This window comes from Haloarcula amylolytica JCM 13557 (assembly GCF_000336615.1).
Classification (GTDB): Archaea; Halobacteriota; Halobacteria; order Halobacteriales; family Haloarculaceae; genus Haloarcula; species Haloarcula amylolytica.
The window spans coordinates 1-17,390 of the sequence record NZ_AOLW01000029.1 but is presented as its reverse complement, the minus strand read 5'-3'; the positions used below and the strand labels follow the sequence as shown (position 1 = coordinate 17,390).

The 17,390-nt window shown below is 54.5% G+C and carries 10 protein-coding genes and 3 pseudogenes; 8 read left to right on the top strand and 5 right to left on the bottom strand.

The genetic code is table 11. From position 1 onward, the window contains the following. Positions 1 to 256: 256 nt before the first annotated feature. Positions 257 to 361: pseudogene (locus C442_RS21555) on the top strand (DUF7437 domain-containing protein); the annotation flags it as partial. A gap of 535 nt (positions 362 to 896) precedes the next feature. Here the strand turns inward: C442_RS21555 and C442_RS22920 are convergent. Then, positions 897 to 1,019, bottom strand: a complete 123-nt coding sequence (locus C442_RS22920; RefSeq protein WP_008311453.1) for a hypothetical protein — start codon at positions 1,017 to 1,019, stop codon at positions 897 to 899. Between the two features lie 257 nt (positions 1,020 to 1,276). Here C442_RS22920 and C442_RS13875 point away from each other — a divergent pair, with 257 nt between their 5' ends. Continuing rightward, entirely contained in the window at positions 1,277 to 2,149 is an 873-nt protein-coding gene (locus C442_RS13875; RefSeq protein ID WP_008311452.1) for a ParA family protein, read from the top strand. Then, a complete protein-coding gene (locus tag C442_RS13870) occupies positions 2,146 to 2,541 on the top strand; it encodes a hypothetical protein (protein ID WP_008311451.1) in 396 nt (131 codons plus the stop codon). The genes C442_RS13875 and C442_RS13870 overlap by 4 nt, the downstream gene beginning before the upstream one ends. A 74-nt stretch (positions 2,542 to 2,615) precedes the next feature. Here the strand turns inward: C442_RS13870 and C442_RS20985 are convergent. After that, positions 2,616 to 3,249: pseudogene (locus tag C442_RS20985) on the bottom strand (IS6 family transposase). Between the two features lie 128 nt (positions 3,250 to 3,377). Here C442_RS20985 and C442_RS13865 point away from each other — a divergent pair. Further along, positions 3,378 to 5,054 (top strand): annotated as a pseudogene (locus C442_RS13865) (transposase). A 1,018-nt stretch (positions 5,055 to 6,072) separates the two neighbouring features. On the opposite strand, the gene C442_RS13855 reads toward C442_RS13865, so the two are convergent. Together C442_RS13855 and C442_RS13850 are read right to left on the bottom strand one after the other, a co-directional pair. Next, the gene (locus C442_RS13855) at positions 6,073 to 8,007 is read right to left on the bottom strand and encodes an ABC transporter ATP-binding protein (protein WP_008311444.1); all 1,935 of its coding nucleotides are present in this window, start codon (positions 8,005 to 8,007) and stop codon (positions 6,073 to 6,075) included. 58 nt (positions 8,008 to 8,065) lie between these two features. After that, on the bottom strand, positions 8,066 to 9,919 hold the full coding sequence (locus C442_RS13850; protein ID WP_008311442.1) for an IucA/IucC family protein: 1,854 nt from the start codon (positions 9,917 to 9,919) through the stop codon (positions 8,066 to 8,068). 220 nt (positions 9,920 to 10,139) lie between these two features. On the opposite strand from C442_RS13850, the gene glnA2 reads away from it, so the two are divergent. The 4 genes from glnA2 (at position 10,140) to C442_RS13830 (ending at position 16,073) form a co-directional block, all read left to right on the top strand. Further along, on the top strand, positions 10,140 to 11,489 hold the full coding sequence (gene glnA2, locus C442_RS13845; protein WP_008311440.1) for a gamma-glutamylputrescine synthetase: 1,350 nt from the start codon (positions 10,140 to 10,142) through the stop codon (positions 11,487 to 11,489). Between the two features lie 137 nt (positions 11,490 to 11,626). After that, positions 11,627 to 13,018: a diaminobutyrate--2-oxoglutarate transaminase family protein gene (locus tag C442_RS13840; protein WP_049942993.1), complete on the top strand. Its 1,392-nt coding sequence runs from the start codon at positions 11,627 to 11,629 to the stop codon at positions 13,016 to 13,018. A 2-nt stretch (positions 13,019 to 13,020) separates the two neighbouring features. After that, positions 13,021 to 14,844 carry an IucA/IucC family protein gene (locus C442_RS13835; RefSeq protein ID WP_049942992.1) on the top strand — a complete coding sequence of 608 codons (1,824 nt, stop codon included), beginning with the start codon at positions 13,021 to 13,023 and terminating at the stop codon, positions 14,842 to 14,844. Positions 14,845 to 14,882: 38 nt separating this feature from the next. After that, complete coding sequence (locus C442_RS13830; RefSeq protein ID WP_049942991.1) at positions 14,883 to 16,073, top strand: ABC transporter substrate-binding protein; 1,191 nt, start codon at positions 14,883 to 14,885, stop codon at positions 16,071 to 16,073. Positions 16,074 to 16,087: 14 nt separating this feature from the next. On the opposite strand, the gene C442_RS13825 is transcribed toward C442_RS13830, so the two are convergent. Then, positions 16,088 to 16,993, bottom strand: a complete 906-nt coding sequence (locus C442_RS13825) for an NAD(P)/FAD-dependent oxidoreductase (protein ID WP_080504315.1) — start codon at positions 16,991 to 16,993, stop codon at positions 16,088 to 16,090. Between the last annotated feature and the right edge of the window lie 397 nt (positions 16,994 to 17,390).

The window sequence follows — 17,390 nt, the reverse complement described above, 5'->3', positions numbered from 1 at the left end:
GGAGTACTGGAGTGCGCGAGCCTCTGGGAAATCCGGTTCGCCGCCACCATTCATACCTTATTCACTCATCGAAGAGAGGCATCTCTCTCGAGTGGGCCTTCCGTATTTCTAAGCAACTGACCCACTCAATGAACAGATAGCTTTCGCACTCTGTGAGTCGTCTGTGGCACGCTGGTAATTATCCAACTATCAGTGACTGGCTCGCTGGTTGGTATCGTCCTACCCGTTATTACTCAATACATGAATTATGAATTGTATGTCGAAAGCCGCCGGGGACCCAGAACGGGCTATCAATGGTCTGCTGTCGATTGCACAACTGCTGGAAGAGCCACGCTTGGCCCGACTCTACACGTTCGTCCTTACGTAACTAGGTTGTCAGTGAGGCAGGTTCTGCCTTCGTTCCTATTTGAGCCTCTCGCAGGTGTACCCAGTAGTGTAGAATATACGTGCCGATATCGAATTTATTGCCCTGTTGAACCTCTTTCGAGGATAACTCCCGCACCTAACAACAAGCTAGACCCGCAACGATTGTTTGACCGATTTCAAACACCACTGTTTCCGGAGCAAAACCGCGTTATGACGGACCAACCGGCGCCACGTACTGACTCTTTACCTGCTCGCCTTCGCGCCACTGCAGGTAGTAGTATTCCCGATCGTCGATAGTTTTCACAGTCAGCGTGCCCTTCGGGCGTGCGATCTCCGCTGCCTCGTACGCCTCGTTGATCTTCTCGTTCCACTCGTCCGCATCCTCGGCCCACTCCTCGGGCGCGTCGACGGCAACCGCGTCCTCTGTCTTGCTCTCCCCGAGCGCCTCGGCTATAGTAACAATTGAAACGATTTACACACTGATCGCACTGCCGTCGTACGATCAGGTGTGCATTGATTTTCAATGGCTACTATAGTTCGTTGACGGCGGTGACCGCGTCGTCGTGTGCATCCCGAGCGTCCTGATCGATTACCTCGATGTCGATTTGCTCCAGCACCGACAGGGCTTGGTGGGCGTAGTCTTCGTCGCTCATACGCTAACCAACAACAGCGGACCAAATAGGGTCTGTGTTGGTTAGCCAGACACGCCGCCATTGATTTGTTCTCATACCCTACCACTTCCAATGCAGTACTACCAAATGTTACTAATCTTATTTATAAATGTTAATTACTCACATTAGCTACTAACAGTAGTCACTAAAAATAGTTACTACCGTTATTAGCGAATACTAGTAACGAGGATTAGTAACATACAATAATTATTAGTAGTAGCAACACGCAGATGTAACACATGCTGGCATATACGGTGTATAGCGAGGCTGGCGGCGTCGGCAAAACGACGACCGCAGCAAATCTCGCCCACGCCCACGCGTCAAACGGACTCAAAACACTGGTTATCGACCTCGACCCGCAGGAGGCCTCGCTTTCCTACGTCTTCGGCGTCGACGACGATCGCGATGACGGCGAAGCTGACAACCTCGTCCGGCATATGGTTGGGCGGGCGAAAGGCCCGTTCGAGGATCTCATTCGAAAGGACACAGGCGTCGACAATCTGGATGTCATCCCTGCCCACAACATGCTCTCAGGCCTGGACACGGCGATGCGTCGCGCCAAAGAGACTGAGGAACAGATGAATCCCGATGCCGAGTGGGTCGAAGAAGAGCAACTCTACCAACTACTCGGTCGCAACGGTATCCACGAAGAGTACGACGCGATAATCTGCGACCCGCAGGCATCCGAGGGCCAGGGACTGTATAACGCGGTCATGGTTACGCAAACGGTCCTCATTCCGGTCGAACTCTCGGGCAAAGGATCGCTCAGTATCGACGGTCTGGAGCAACTCGTCGACGGACTTGAGGGTAGCCTCGACATCGAAGTTGGCGTACTCGGAGTCGTCCCCGTCGCGTTCGGGGACACCACGGGCCAGCAGCAACATCTCGAAACGCTGCAGGAGGAGGTCAAGTACGACGTTCCGGCGGTATTCCGGAAGCGTGAGTCACTGATGCAGGAGATGTGGGACGCGCGGGCGACTGCCTATCAGGTGGTCGAAGAGGCGTACAAGGACGGCGAGAAGGGCGTTCGTCGTGTCCCCGATCGGGAGCACGAGACGCTCGAAAAGTACGACGACCTCGCAGTGGAGATTGAGGAGGCGTTCGACGCATGAAATCCGGCGCTGGCTCACCGTTTGAGGACGACTTCGACGAGGAAGAGGACACTGAGGAACTCGACAAAGCTGAGGTCGAACCCGAAACCGAACCCATCACCACGGATACGGAGACGGAATCCGACACGACCTCGGAGGCAAGCCATTCCAGCAACTCACTCCCGTACAAGTACCGCCGTGATGGCGTCCAAGACGGCCGGAGTCACGCAAATCTGTTCCTGCGAGAGGAAGCCGAAGCGCATGTTGAGGATGTCGTGGATGCGATGGAGGAAACCTTCGAATCTGAAACGGTCTACAAGATCGATGTGCTCGAAGCCATCGTCCTGGCTGGCAACGATCCCTCTCGAACAGTCGCAGACGAGCTGCGGAAGATGGGTTACGGGATGAAATAAACAAGAATTACCGCCGCGGAAAAACAAGCTTCAGGCACAAACAAAAATCTCAAACCGCCTAATAATCATCGTGTTCAGATAAGCTGATTCCATGCGAAGCTGAATGATTTGACCCAATCGTCGGCTGTTTCTGCTTCGGCGTTGCTGAAACAGTTTGAGAAACAGACAGTTCGGCGTTTTATCTCTCTGAAGACACGTTCAACAGCATTCCGATTTCCATGTTTTTCGTATCTGAAATCGAAGCTATGCCGTTGACACGCAGCTTGTAACGATTTGGAGCCATCGACGAGAAACACGGCGTCGTCGACGTCGTGTTTCTCACTGAGTTCGGTGAGAAACGAATGGGCTAGAACCGTCGTTGTAGTTGGTCTAAGGTTCGTATGAAGCAATTTATCCGTTTATGGAACGACAGCGGCGTACAGCCAATATTTCTCATCATTGAGTTGGATCACGGTCTCATCAACCGCAATGTGATCCGGTGATCGACCATCTTTGGGCTGTAAATCTGCCTTGTGAACCCAATTATGGACGGCCTTTCGACTGCGTTGGACGCCCAGCGAGTCGAGTAAATCGACGGTATTCGACAGCGACAGCCCCGCAACGTGCGCTTGAATACCCAACCATCGCTGGCTTGGGTGTCCGCTCGCGCTCCACAAAATCCAAATCAATCCAGTCTCTACATCCGCTGAGGCGTGTGATTTCTGCCATGGACAGCTGAAATCACTCTCGCCTCAGTTTTCACGCTTAACTGAACCCGACCGATAGGGCCGATATTATATATTTATGAACTGATCCGTTAATGCGATTCTTGAGTCTGTCGTGGCCAGTCTCTCGTAGTGGTTCCCCGTTTTGACTCTCAACGCAGTGTTTTTCGGCGAATCGCACAGCAGTCATACGCGGAATGGCCAGCATATGATTCGACGCCACTCTATGACCGGAATTCTCTCGCCGGTCTGGAAGAAGACATCTGGACCGTTGCGTCCACATGGTTCGACCACGAGGCTCACGACTCCGTCGACGAGTTCGTATCTCACTACCCAGTAGCGTATGTCGAGTTTGGGCCACATGACCAGTATTATGGAGCTACTCAGTACGAAATGGCCCAACTGTTCCGACTGTTTCTGCTCAAAGAACTTCACGGCTGGACCCACGAAACGGCACTCCTCACGTACCTCACCCACCATCCTGAACTCCGTGAGCTATTAGGGATCGAGACGGTCCCAGACCAGTCGACGCTGTGGCGCAGTTGGCACAAACGATTCACTTCAGAGCTTCGTGAGACAATTGAGGCAGCCGCCCGGACGATTCTGATCAAAGCCCAGGATTCGGGTGTTGCTGTTCCACGCGAGCCAGAACGGAATTTTCCATCACAGGATGACGGAGCGGATAAATCAGAGCCAGACGATCAAGCTATCCTCAATGAAGCGGGATCTATTACGGACTACATCAGTCACGTCGTTTTCCCGGCATTCTCACTGAATCGCGACAATGGCTGTGAGATCCACGAGAACGCGTACTGGGCCTTACAAACGCATCTCGGACTTCGTGAGGGGCTGGCTGCTAACGAAGGAGCCCGGAGTTTTGTCTACGAATCAACCCGGGGTCGAACGCCGTTGGGCCACGCCCATCGCGAGCACATCCGCGACCTGTCGATTGAACAGATTCGGGAGATGTACCGACGAGCCATAAATCGATTACTGGGTGAAGTGGCAGAGACGGAGGAGTTCTTCCGAGCAGGGATCGTTGCTATCGATATTACGGAAGCCGAACCATTTACTGGGGATCGGACTGGGCACGAAGATGAGATTATCGGCACGAAGGAGAAGACCGACGAGTATGCCTATCAGTGGGCGACAGTCCAGCTGGTCGGGAACGCTGCCCCAATCGTACTGGATGCGAGACCAGTTCGGAAGGGTGAGGCTCGTAAGGAAATCGTCGAAGACTTGCTCAACTCTGCCGAGGACCTCGTTCACGTCGATAACGTACTGATGGATCGGGAGTTCGACAGCCAACACATTCTGGAGATGCTCAGCCAGCGTGGACTGTCGTATGTCGTGCCCAAGCGGATGCAGACCAGCGAGAGAGCCCAAGCAAAGCGACTGCTCCAGCGGGGTCAGGACCGATACGAGACCGACCGCAAGCTCCATCTCGGGAAGAACGAGTGGCACGAGACAACGCTGATCTACCGACGAAAGGAGGACTCTGAACATGATGATCACCGGCAGTACTCGGTATTCATGACAAATACCAGCAGCGCCTATCTCACCGAGTATGGGTATCGGTGGGAGATTGAAAGCGGTTACAAATCGATCAAGTGATTCATGGCCGCTACGACATCGAAAGATTTTGGCCTCCGATTCTTCTACTTCGCATTCGCGTGTCTGTTGTACTCGATTTGGCGAGCAGTCGATTTACTGGTACAGGTCGAATTGACTGGTGAATACGAGCATTCGCCGATCGTAACAGCCGACAATACGCTGACGCTGTTGAAGAAGAAAACGGGAATCGGATAGTGAGGGGCTCTCTCCGTGTTAGCGCCGCGTCTGAGTGGCTACACTATCCAAAGTCTCGGAAATGCCTCAGATTAGTTTCTAGTTCAACGAGAATCCTCGTTTGGAGAGAGATCTGAAACAGATACCGCTCGTCGGTTCGCTCGAAACTACGCATCATAGCCCCGCTAAACCCCCTGTAGTCTCAACTTACAATTTACCAACCACCGTAGAGACATAAGTCCAGTACACGTCTCCCGCATCGACGGCTATCTGTCCCCTTCGGAGCGCTCAAAAACCGGACACGTCAACGGAACCACAGTCGGGGGCTGGATCCATGACCTCACCGATACGGCCGGAGTTCCAGAAGAGATCGACGGCGTCGCACGGAAGCCGCACATGGGCCGGCGATTCTGGTACGACGCGTATTCGCGAACCACGCAGGATCTACTGGAACATGTTCAAGATATCGCTGACGAGCAGGGTAGCGCGAGTGCCAAAGTCGTGTGTAATGACTATTTGACCGATGAACGGAAGCGCGAACTCCGCGTGTGGGAACTTCCGGTATGCGACCGTGGGGTATTGGTCGGGCAGGCGGTTGCCTACCTAGCGGCTGGACTATTTGTCTTCCGGGTTGGGACAGCTAAAGCACGCAAACGGGGCGTTCTCGGGCACTAGTAATGGATGAGAAGCAGTGGCCGATAGTGTAATAGACCCAAACGCTGCACCGGTGCTATGTAATGACATACAATATTTCCGCATACTATAGCCTGGATTTACAAGTATAAACACCACCATCATGATATAACAAGCGTACACCTGTAAGATACGGTGATTTAATCGGTTCTAGGGTTCTTTCTAGCGGTTTCTCCAACAGACACTGTCGCTAAAAACGCCCCTGTGAGCCGGTAGTTCCACGGAATCTTATTGCAACGACCGCGGGATGTTCGATTTCTCCCCATCGCCAAGCAGGATCTCGGACCCGGATCACCAGAGTAATTACCTGACCCTTGACTAAACGCGACGTTTTGGGTAGGGTCGGTTACCTAGTTACGACAGAGTCGGTCGCAACATGACGCTCTAAACGCTCGGGGAGTTCGTCCATCTCTCCAGTCTGAATTCTCCACAGCATCGCGTACAACCCGTCTTCCTCCAACAAATACTTGTGGGTGCCGCGCTCGACTATCTCTCCGTCTTCGATGACCAGTATCCGATCTGCATCACAGACCGTTGAGAGACGATGCGCGATTGCTATCGTGGAGCGTTCCTCCGCAAGTTCAGTCAGACTCCGATTGATCAGCAGTTCCGTTTCCGTGTCAACACTCGCCGTCGCCTCGTCAAGAACGACGACATCCGGATCCTGAAGGAATACTCTGGCAAGCGCGATTCGCTGGCGTTGTCCCCCAGAGAGCTTCACACCGCGTTCCCCGACTTCTGTCCCGTACCCGTCTCGGAGATTCTCGACGAACTCGTGTGCCTGTGCCGCTCGTGCTGCCTGTCGGACGGCTTCGTCACTCGCCTGTGACTGCCCGTATCGAATGTTTTCCGCTACCGTGCCATCGAATAGGAATGGCTCTTGGTTGACGTATCCGATGGACTCGCGCAAGCTCCCTCGCGTCACTTCCCGAATATCGTGCCCGTCCGCTCGTATCTCTCCGCTCGTCACATCGTATAATCGTAAGAGGAGCTTCGCTATCGTCGACTTTCCTGCACCAGTCGGGCCGACGAGTGCAACGGTTTCCCCCGGATTCAGCGTGAACGAGATGTCAGCAAGTACAGGTTCGTCAGCGCTCGACTGAGGATTATTAGTCCCGTAAGCGAATGACACTGTATCGAACTCGACGTGACCATCGATGCTGTCGAGCACCGCTGCGTCGGGATTTTCGGTTACGTACGTGGGTGCTCGTAGTAGTCCACAGATCCGCTTCCCAGAGGCTTTCGCGTTCTCGTACCGGTCGACGACATCGGAAAGCTTCGCGAGTGGGGCGGTGAGCCGTTGGGTGAGTAACATAAATACGACGAATGTACCGACAGTGAGATCACCCGTTAACGGACCTGGTGGCCCGGTGAACACCCAAGTTCCTCCGACGACGAACGTTGCGAAGAGTATCAATCCGGTTAAAAACCGCATGCCAGGCCGGTAAACAACACTCAATCTGATTGCACTGATCGCATCGTCGTACAGATCTTTCGCCGCGTTATCGATGCGGTTAGCCTCGTATCCCTTTGCTGGCGCTGTTTTGACGAGCAAGCTGCCGCTGATCGCGTTCTGCAAACGAGTGTTTAGATGCCCGACTGACGACCGCCAGCCGGCGTATCGTGGCTCAACCGCCTGGGTGAACCACCATGTGAAACCTATGAAAAGCGGGAGTGCGAGCAGTGTAATCACTGCGAGCTGGTAGTTGAGATGAAGAAGAATTCCCGTAACTCCGACTACCATGACACCGATCCGTACCATGTCTTGAAGTCCGTTGTCGAAGAACCGTTCCAAATTGGTCGTGTCGTTGTTCAGGATGGACATGACCTCCCCAGTGTCTACCTCCTCCTGAAACACCGTGTCTAACTCTTGGAACTTCCTGTAGCTGTCCGCTCGAATATCGTACATAACACCGTGGGCGAAATCATTCATCATATAGTCTCGGAGCCATGCCGTTAAAGCGACCAGTACGAGCGACCCGCCAACAAGCAAGGCTGAGAGCCAAAACTGACTCGTTGCGTCCGATGGCAACCAGGCACTGGGGACGAGAGGAAGTGTATACGCTCCCTCATTGTTAAAGACGGCGTCGATGGTTGTTCCCAGAACTATCGGCGTGACGAGCCCTGCTCCGCGTGAGACGACACTGGCGAACAATCCGAGTGCTAACCGTCGCTGCTTCGTCCGTCCATATCGAACGAACAGACTACGGAGAGGCTGTTCGATGTCCCGTCCGAGTTCGTCGATAGTGGACCCGTCCCCACCTGTGTTCTCCTCTGTCATGTATTCAAAACGCTGCTGCTATTGAACTCTTGGTTCTCGCAAGTCTGGTCAATGCGTATCATGTGAACTCAGCGAGTGGGTTGGGAACGGTACCGTGATGGCGTACTTTCGGGCGCGTATTGGTGTTCGTGTAGCCGTGATCCAGCAACCGATTCCGGTTGAGACAGTAGTTCCGGAACCGAGGTCTAAAAAGGTCGATTGCTTCGTACCGATCCTCGTATCTCGGGAACTTTTTGTGGTAGTTCTCGATGGTGTCCCGAACGTGCTGCCAGAAGGCTGTTTCGGTGAGTCCGTGGGTTCGCTCCAGCGCGTCAGAGACAAACCGGAACACACCGTCGAACAGCGTTCCCACGATTCGATGACAGAGGAGAATCGGTGGTTTCCGCTTCACGATACTGTGCGTGTATCGGTCATCGTCGCGGAGTTCTTCGGGGAGCTTCTCGATCAGTTCAGGGAAGTCCCGGTCTATGACCGCAACCTCGTCAACGAAGTCCGTGATCGCAATCCGGGTGGGAACGTCGTCCTCCAGTATCAGGACGACATTCGTACCGTGCGGCATAAATACAAGACCATAGCGATAGAGACAGTGTAGAATTGGATTCAGCAGAGTCTCCAGAAACTCGGTGAGCCACGTCTCCGGTGTCATCCCCGATCGATCGACGAGTTTTGCCACGACCGGCGTCCCATCGAAGTCATCCTCGTACACTGCAGCCAGAGCTATCGGGGACTCGCTGGAGTCTACTGAAGGCGTGACGCTCTCTCGCCAGACACACCCGAGTAGCTCGTGAAGTTGGTACGGAGCGTCCTCGAGTTGGCTGAACTTGGGGTGTTCGTAGTTCACACCTGCGATTTCTCCGGGAAGGACGAGGTTACAATTGGTTCGAAGATACGGATCGTCGTCTAGGATTGACTGTACGAACTCGGTCACTTGAGGGGCGGCTTCAGCTTGCTCACCGAGTATCCCACGGTACACGTTGGTGTTCAGCACGCGTATGGGGAGCTTCACATGCTTCTTCTCGGGAGCCGAGACATTTGAGAACGTACGAATGGACTGCTGCGGAAGGTACGTATCGGGACCTTCACCGAGAGGGACGAGCAAGTCGTCCGCAATGTCGCCAGCGAACAGTTGGATAACGCTGTCCGTCCACTGCCAGTCGTGAACAGGAAAGAGAACGTAGTCGTCCGGATCGAGCCCGTCACTCGAAAGCCGTGACCTGAACGCCTGATACTGGTCCCCCAGTTCGTTCTCAAGGAGTTCTCTCTGTGATATCCCAGCAACCGACGTGAACGTGGCCCGATTCTCATGTGCCGCGACCCAGGAGAGTGTCCGCTTACGTTTCGTCTCGGGGGCGTACTTATGATAGTCGTCGTAATCGAACCCGACCCTGCCTTTGTTATACGTGTACTTGGGATGTCCTTCCAGTTCTCCTTCGACCATTGCGTAGGGGAGGTCAAGAATCGATTCATGCTCACGGTTATCTTTCGACGCGCGAACGTGTGTGTCGGCGACGAGTGTGTTGTAGTACTCTCTGAGGAGGCGTGCGAGAGTCGTCTGGCTGGTTCCCAAATACGCCTGGGCGTCGACCAGGAACTGAATCGGGTCGTCTGCCGGCTCCGGCTCAGTCCCTGCAAGACCGTCACGTCGAATGATCGAGGCACGACGGACTCGATAGGTTCCGAGCGCGCGCTGATGCGCGTCGAACTGGTACTCGATACCATCTGTCAACCGAATCACGTATCGAATCCACTCCTCGGTGGGCTCGTCGGATTCTGCGGGGACGGTCCGTATCTCCGTCGGAGTTAAAAGGCCCTCGCGGGTGAACTCCGCAAAAATCTTCCGTAACATAGCCTCGTTCGCCCGCCTCCAGTAGTCGGTTCCGAATGTGGAGCGTACCGTGTCTGAGTACTCCATTATCTGTACTCCCCGCTCTTTGTGTTTGCAATCCGTCTGTCGCTCTTGCAGTGACTGAGTACCAACATCGTAATCGCCTAGTTTTAGGCTAGCCTAAAGTATATATAAACCTTGTCCTGCAAGAACGGTGTGTTGTATGGACGGCTAGCATCGCACATTACACACTACAGCGCCTACTTTTTTAGGCTAGCCTAATAATATCTCCCATTGAGGAGTGCTGATGACAAAAGAACCAGCTATCCAGTCCCGATGTGCAGAGGAGGATATCGATCTTGTTCGGTTGCTCTTCGTCACACAGAGCGGCGCAGTTCGCGCGCAAACTGTTGACACGGCTAAACTGGACGAAGCAATCGAGAACGGAACGACCGTATCACAGTTGATTCAGATGTACAACGCGGTCGGGCGGAGAAACAAGGACGGACATCTCACGACTGTCGGGGAAGTTCGGCTCCGTCCGGACCCAGACACGTTTCGAGCCCTTCCCTACGCGGAGCGAACAGGAGTAATGTTTTGCAACATACAAACGCTCGGCGGGAATCCCTGGACTATTGACGCTCGTTCGTCCCTCCGTTCGTTCTCGCGCACCCTCGAGAGTAAAGGCTTGTCGCCACGAGTCTCCTTCGAGAGCGAGTTCCATCTGTTCGAGCGGAACCCAGAAGGCGGCGACCAGACTATCGGTTCGCCCGGCGCGTATCTCACAGAAAGCACGCGCGAAACACACGGGACGATCCTCCGAGCTATCGATGCTCTCGAGGAACAAGACGTCGTTGTGGAAAAGTACCATCCAGAGTACGCCCCCGGAAAGCACGAGATCGTGACAGGTCACCAGTTTGGACTCCGTGCGGCCGATGAGCACGTCCTCGTCCGTGAGACGGTCGACAGCGTCGCCCGATCTGATGGATACCGGGCCACGTTCTTACCTAGGCCGTTTGATAACGCGACGAATGGCTGCCACCTTCATGTTTCACTCTGGGACAGGGAGACGAACCAGTTCTACGACTCTGGGGAGGGGAGCCTGAGCCGGATAGGCAAGCAGTTCATTGCCGGTGTGCTAGAGCACGCACCAGCACTTACAGCCCTTGCAGCCCCCACTGCCAACTCGTACGCCCGACTACGACCGCAGAACGGTGCAGCAGGGTACATCTGCTGGGGACAGGAGAACCGAGAGGCTTTGGTTCGCGTCCCGGCGCTTACCGCGGGCGATCAGAGTGGGAACTCGTTACGACTGGAATTCCGTGGTGCGGACAATGCGGTGAACCCCTATCTCTGCTTGCTGGGACTTCTCGGGGCTGGATACGACGGTGTTGATCGGGGTCTGGATGTTCCCGAACCACTCTCCGTTGATCCAGGGAATCTCACTGCGGAGGAGCGGTCTAAAAAGTGTGTCGAGCGATTGCCCCGGACGCTTGGCCAGGCGCTTGACGAACTTGAGTCCGACGACGTGTTGCGGGACGTGCTCGGTGACGCGTTGTTCGAAACATATATACAGGTAAAACGCAGTCACTGGCGTGAGTTCGCGTACGACAGCGCACAATCGTGGGAGATGGAGCACCTACGAAGCGTGTATTAGGCTCTTACCGCTTAAGACAGACCCTTGCCACCTGATTCACTGTAACGATGTAGAATAGAATTACCACTGTCAGATTTCACCGCCATTGTTCAATCCCCCGACAGGCTTTTGTGTTTTTAGGCTAGCCTAAAACACGCATGCATCGAGAATCCAGCCGTTCAGGGAGAATCCCGCACCGAAGATACGAGCAATCTAATACCCAACTACGGCAGAGCCAAGAGAATAGAGAGTCCAGCGCGCGGACGTATCCGCGAACACTTCCCTTCGCAGTCGCACGAGCCAAAGGAGCGATACTTGTCGACGCCGACGGAAACGAGTACATCGATTGCTTGGCTGGAGCCGGGACGCTAGCCCTCGGACACAACCATCCAGACGTGGTTTCGGAGGTGGAGCGAGTGCTAGCCGAGGACCGGCCCCTCCACACATTAGATATCACGACCCCGGAGAAGGAAGCGTTCGTGGACGCGCTATTCGAGAGCTTCCCGGACGAGTTCTCGGACACGGCAAAAGTACAGTTCTGCTCCCCGGCAGGAACTGACGCCGTCGAGGCCGCACTGAAATTGGCGAAAACTGCGACCGGCAACCGAAGCGTCCTCGGCTTTCAGGGCGGGTATCATGGGATGACTAATGGTTCTCTCAGCCTTATGGGAGACACCGATGCGAAAGAGGCAGTTCCGGGGCTTATGCCAGGCGTCCACCACCTACCATACCCGGACCCATACCGTCATCCGTTCGGGCTGAAGGCAGGTGAACACGAATCTGTCAGCCGATTTGTAGAGCGAGTGATCGCTGACTCCGAGAGCGGCGTCACCGACCCGGCGGCGGCGATCGTCGAACCCGTTCAGGGAGAGGGCGGCGTCAATCCGGCACCCGATGAGTGGATGCGGAAGCTCCGCCGAATGACGCGTGAAAACGACGTTCCGCTGATCGTTGACGAGATACAGACCGGTCTGGGCCGCACTGGTGAGACATGGGCGTTCGAACACGCAGGAATCACTCCGGACATCGTTACCTGCTCGAAAGCGGTCGGCGGCGGTCTCCCACTGGCGCTTGTTGTCTACGATGAGAATTTCGACGTGTGGGAACCTGGCGCTCATGCCGGAACGTTCCGCGGGCACCAGCTCGCAATGGCCGCCGGCCGAGTAACAATACGGCACGTATTAGAGAACGACCTTGACGAGCACGCAGCGAAGATGGGCGAGCAGCTTCGAGAGGGACTCGACTCGCTAAACGCTCGCTTCGATGCGATCGGTGACGTACGTGGCTGTGGGTTGATGCTCGGTGTAGAGTTTGTCGACCAGACGGCGGACACTGACGATGGAGAGGTTCCCCCGCCAAACAGCGAACTTGCGTCGACGGTGAAGGCGGAGTGTTTTGATCGCGGACTCGTCATCGAAACCGGTGGCCGTGACTCAGCTGTCGCACGGTTCCTGCCACCACTCACTATCGACCAGAACCAAGTGAACAAGATTGCCGTTCGTTTCACCGAAGCCGTCGAAGCGGCGATAGACGAAACAGCCGGAGTATAATTATGAGCGACAAGAAGAGGTCACAGGGGCTCGGAGCAAACTGCAAAACGCCAGCAGAGCACGCTGAATCAGCTACCCTGCATGCACTACTGAACTGTTATCACCGGGAGACTGGTAATGGACGGATTATTTCCGGTGTGGAGGCGCCCATGTCGGTTCACAGTACTGAATCCATCCTTTACGTACCATTCACACAACAGGAGGTTGCGGTGTTTGCAGCGCTTCGATACGACTCTGAAACCGGTCGACACATATTTGACCTTCCGATACACGTCCGTCAAAAGAGCCAGACTTCTACAGTAGACGCTGGAACGCTGGCTGCGTTTATCCGCCGCGAGATTATGTTGTCAACGGGAGCAGATACGACCGAGGCGACCGATTTACTGCGACGTATCCTTGTCTCACAGCGCGAAATAGAGCGATTCATTCGTGAACGCAGTGACAACGCTGCTCACTTGGAGAAACTCCCCACTTTCATTCGAGCAGAACAGTCGCTCTGTTACGGTCACCTCCTCCATCCGACTCCAAAGAGCCGTGAGGGAATCGCGGAGCACGAGGTTGCCGAGTATGCACCAGAACTCCGTGGTTCGTTTCAGCTCGACTATTTTGCCGCTGATGCCGAGATCGTTTCACAATGGTCGGCACACGACGAGAGTGCAACCCAGTGGATCTCGTCGGGACTCCGCGAAGCGAACAGTATGATCCCGCAGCGAGCGGCGTCTGCTCTGAACGATGGAAGGTTACTTATTCCCGTCCATCCGTGGCAGGCTGACGCCCTACGCTCACGACAATACGTGGCGGATGCAATCGACACGGGACACCTGATCGATCTTGGCGAATTCGGTCCCACATTCTATCCTACCTCTTCTGTTCGGACGCTATGGAGCCCCGAAACTCCCTATATGGTCAAATCCTCGGTAGCCATAGAGATAACGAACGCCGAGAGAACAATACCGCGGTCGAAACTTCGGTTAGCAGTCGCCGCTGCCGAGCTTCTCACTACAGAGTACGCCGATCGGCTCAGCGATGCTCACCCGCAGTTCTCGATATTGGCAGACGCTGCTGCTGCAACAATCGATGTCGGCTCCGGAAGCAAATCGGGGTTCGAGATGATTCTTCGAGAAAACCCATTTAGAGGCATTTCTACAGAGAATACTGCTACCGTCGTTGCGCTCTGTCAGGATCGACCGTCTGAGCCACCGTGGGTCTCACAGATCATCCAGCGAATAGCACAGCGGGAGGGTCGTCCGGCGTCAAAAGTAGCCCGGGAGTGGTTCCGTCAGTATCTGAGAACCGTAATTCACCCTGTTGTGTGGTCGTACTTCAAGCTTGGTGTCGGACTGGAAGCTCATCAGCAAAACACTGTAGTTCGACTGGATGAGGACGGCTGGCCAAAGGAAGGGTTCTATCGAGACAACGGTGGATACTGCTTCCCCAGATCACGGTACGATCTGGTCGATAGCTGGATTCCCGGCTTGGAAAATCGGGTAGAAACCGTTTGCTCCGACGAAATTATTGACCGTTGCCTGAGATACTATCTATTCATCAACAATGCATTCGGTGTGATTAACGCACTGGGCGTCGGCCGGGCTGCTGATGAAACTACGCTGTTAAAGGTTCTCCGCGAAGAGATAGCGTCTCTTGTGGAGATCGAGCCCGCAACTTCTGACCTTCTCTCAGTACTACTCGACAGCGATCAAATACCATGCAAGGGGAACCTGTTTACGAGGTTCGAGGGATATGACGAACTGGATTCGACTTTAGATGACGAGTCGGTCTACGTCGAAATAGCGAATCCACTCACAACGCCTTTTAGGCCGTCCTAAAACGCCAACGTTAAGTGAGATTAGGCTGGCCTAAAAGTATGGACGACAATAACGGTTCCCAGAAAACACCAACGCGGCGGGATATCCTCAAGTACGGCGGAGTTGCTACAGGTAGCGGATTGCTGGCGGGCTGTGCCGGTGTATTTGGATCTGACTCTCAATCCACTCCGGCCAATAATACAACGGAGGAATCAACTGAGACCGCTACTGAATCTACTAACTATTCGGTAACGATGGAACCGATGGGTGAGGTAGAGTTCGACTCAACTCCTGATCAGTGGATTGCCTACGACGGTAGCTACGCTGATATGGGGGTCGCACTGGGCCAAGCCGACGGCATGACCGGTATCGGAGGCGCTGACCGATACTACACACATCTGTACAACGAAATACCAGGCGTGGAGATCGATACCGAACCTATCGAGAGTTATCCAGAGGTCCGGACAAAGGAAGAATTCTACGAACTTGACAACGATGTCCACCTATACGATCCGCAAATGCTCATTAATTGGTTCGACTGGGACGAGTCGGACATCGAGGAAATCACCACGAACGTTGCCCCGTTCGTGGGGAACTTGATCTTCCGTAGATCGGACGACTGGCACGACTACCGATACTACACGTTGTACGAGGCCTTCGAGAAGGTCGCACAGGTGTTCCAAGAACAAGAGCGCTATGCGGCGTTCAAAGAACTCCACGACGAGTTCATCGCGGACATACAGAGCCAACTCCCGACAGCCGATGAGCGACCGAATGTCTTCCTTACGTACGGTGTCACGCAGGAACCAGACGAGTTCACACCGTATCGGCTCAACGACCAGGGGACGAGTAAGAAGCAGTGGCGTGACCTCGGCGTGAGCGACGCACTCGGCGGGACGGACATCGAGAATCAGAGCACTACGGGGAACATGGACCTCGACTACGAAGGGCTACTCGATTTGGACCCGGACGTGATTCTGTTCCGGAATTTCGCCGAGATGTCGGTCGAGGAGTTCCGAGATACCATCCTCGCATATATGGAAGATCATCCAGTCGGCAGCCAACTGACGGCCGTCAAGAACGGTCGCGTCTATCGTGGCGGATACCTCCATCAGGGACCGATCCACAACCTGTTTTTGACCGAACAGGCCGCGAAACAGATTTACCCCGACGTATTCGGGGACGTGACGGACGACACGAAACTGTTTGACCGGCAGCGCGTCGCGGACATCGTCAACGGGGATTTCTAGAGTCCGGTCTCAAACTACTGTTGCTCGTCGTCCAGTCCAGACGATCGTTCCGCTTTGATCTCCTCGGCCCGTTCGAGTACCGCATCGTCGTCGATGTGCTCTACGAGATGCCGGTGACCATCCCGACGTCGCTTGCGCTGTTCGGATGGTGAGATCGCTTGCTCCACCTTCCGCTCGACGTACTGTGACTGTAGCTCATCGAAGCGTGCCTCGGAGAGGTCGGCGTCTCCAACCCGTTCTGGGAACTCCTTCCGGACGTGTGCTTCCCAATCACCGTCGATGACAGACCCTTCAATGAACACCCAGTCAGTGTAGTGAGTTGCGAGATCCTCGGGCAAGCCCTCATCACGCCGCACGTCATGGATCAGTCCGAGCGCAGTCTCGCCCGCTTGTCCTGCGGCGACCACAGCTTGGTCCTCAGCCGTCCCAAGTCGACCAGCAAAATAGAGTCCATCTACCGATGTTCGACCGTAGCGTTTGTGCTCTTCCCAATTGATATCGACTTCCCCGTCGTCCCCCAGAAATTCTCCCTCGTCAAGTGTTTCGAGCCACTGTCGCCCGTACTTCGCCGCCGCGACGAGCGATTCAGTTGCATACTCGTCTCCCGTTTCAGTCTCAATACGAAAGCCGTCTTCTGTCTGGGTTGCTTCTACAGCCTTCTCACGCGTGATTTCACAGCCGACTCGCTCGGCTTGTGCGTGCAAAAGTTTCTGGAATGTTGGCGTATCGATTCCGGCAGGGAAGCCAGGAAAGTTCTCCAGATGTGCGATCCGGCCCAGTGATGACCGACCACGATCTAGGATTAGTGTGGAGAGTCCGTACCGACTCGTAAAAACACCAACTGTAATTCCCCCGACTCCTCCGCCAACAATAACAACGTCGTATTCTCCAGTCACTACCTTTCGAGACTCCTTCGGCATGAATATATTAGGCTGGCCTAAAAGTAAAATTCTTCGATTTACTATTTATTATATGTCAAGAGGGGTTCCCGGAGCCAGTACCTCTGTGAGGGGTTCAACTGGTAATGAGAGTTGTGGGCCACGTCGAGCTGTCGCTGTAGAAGGGTGCCGCGGTAGCGTCACCCGATACGTTCGTATAGTAGCCATTGAAAATCAATGCATACCTGATCGCCCGACGGCAGTGCGATCAGTGTGTAAATCGTTTCAATTGTTACTATATCCGAAGTACTGAGTTCAACGGCAAGCAGTGTAAGCTTGCTGTGGACAGTCAACCGGTAGTGTTTAGTTTAGAGGGTTGTGTCAGCAAGCGAAATTCTAAAGCCAATTTCCAGCGGTGCTCGGTTCGTCGTGTCACAAA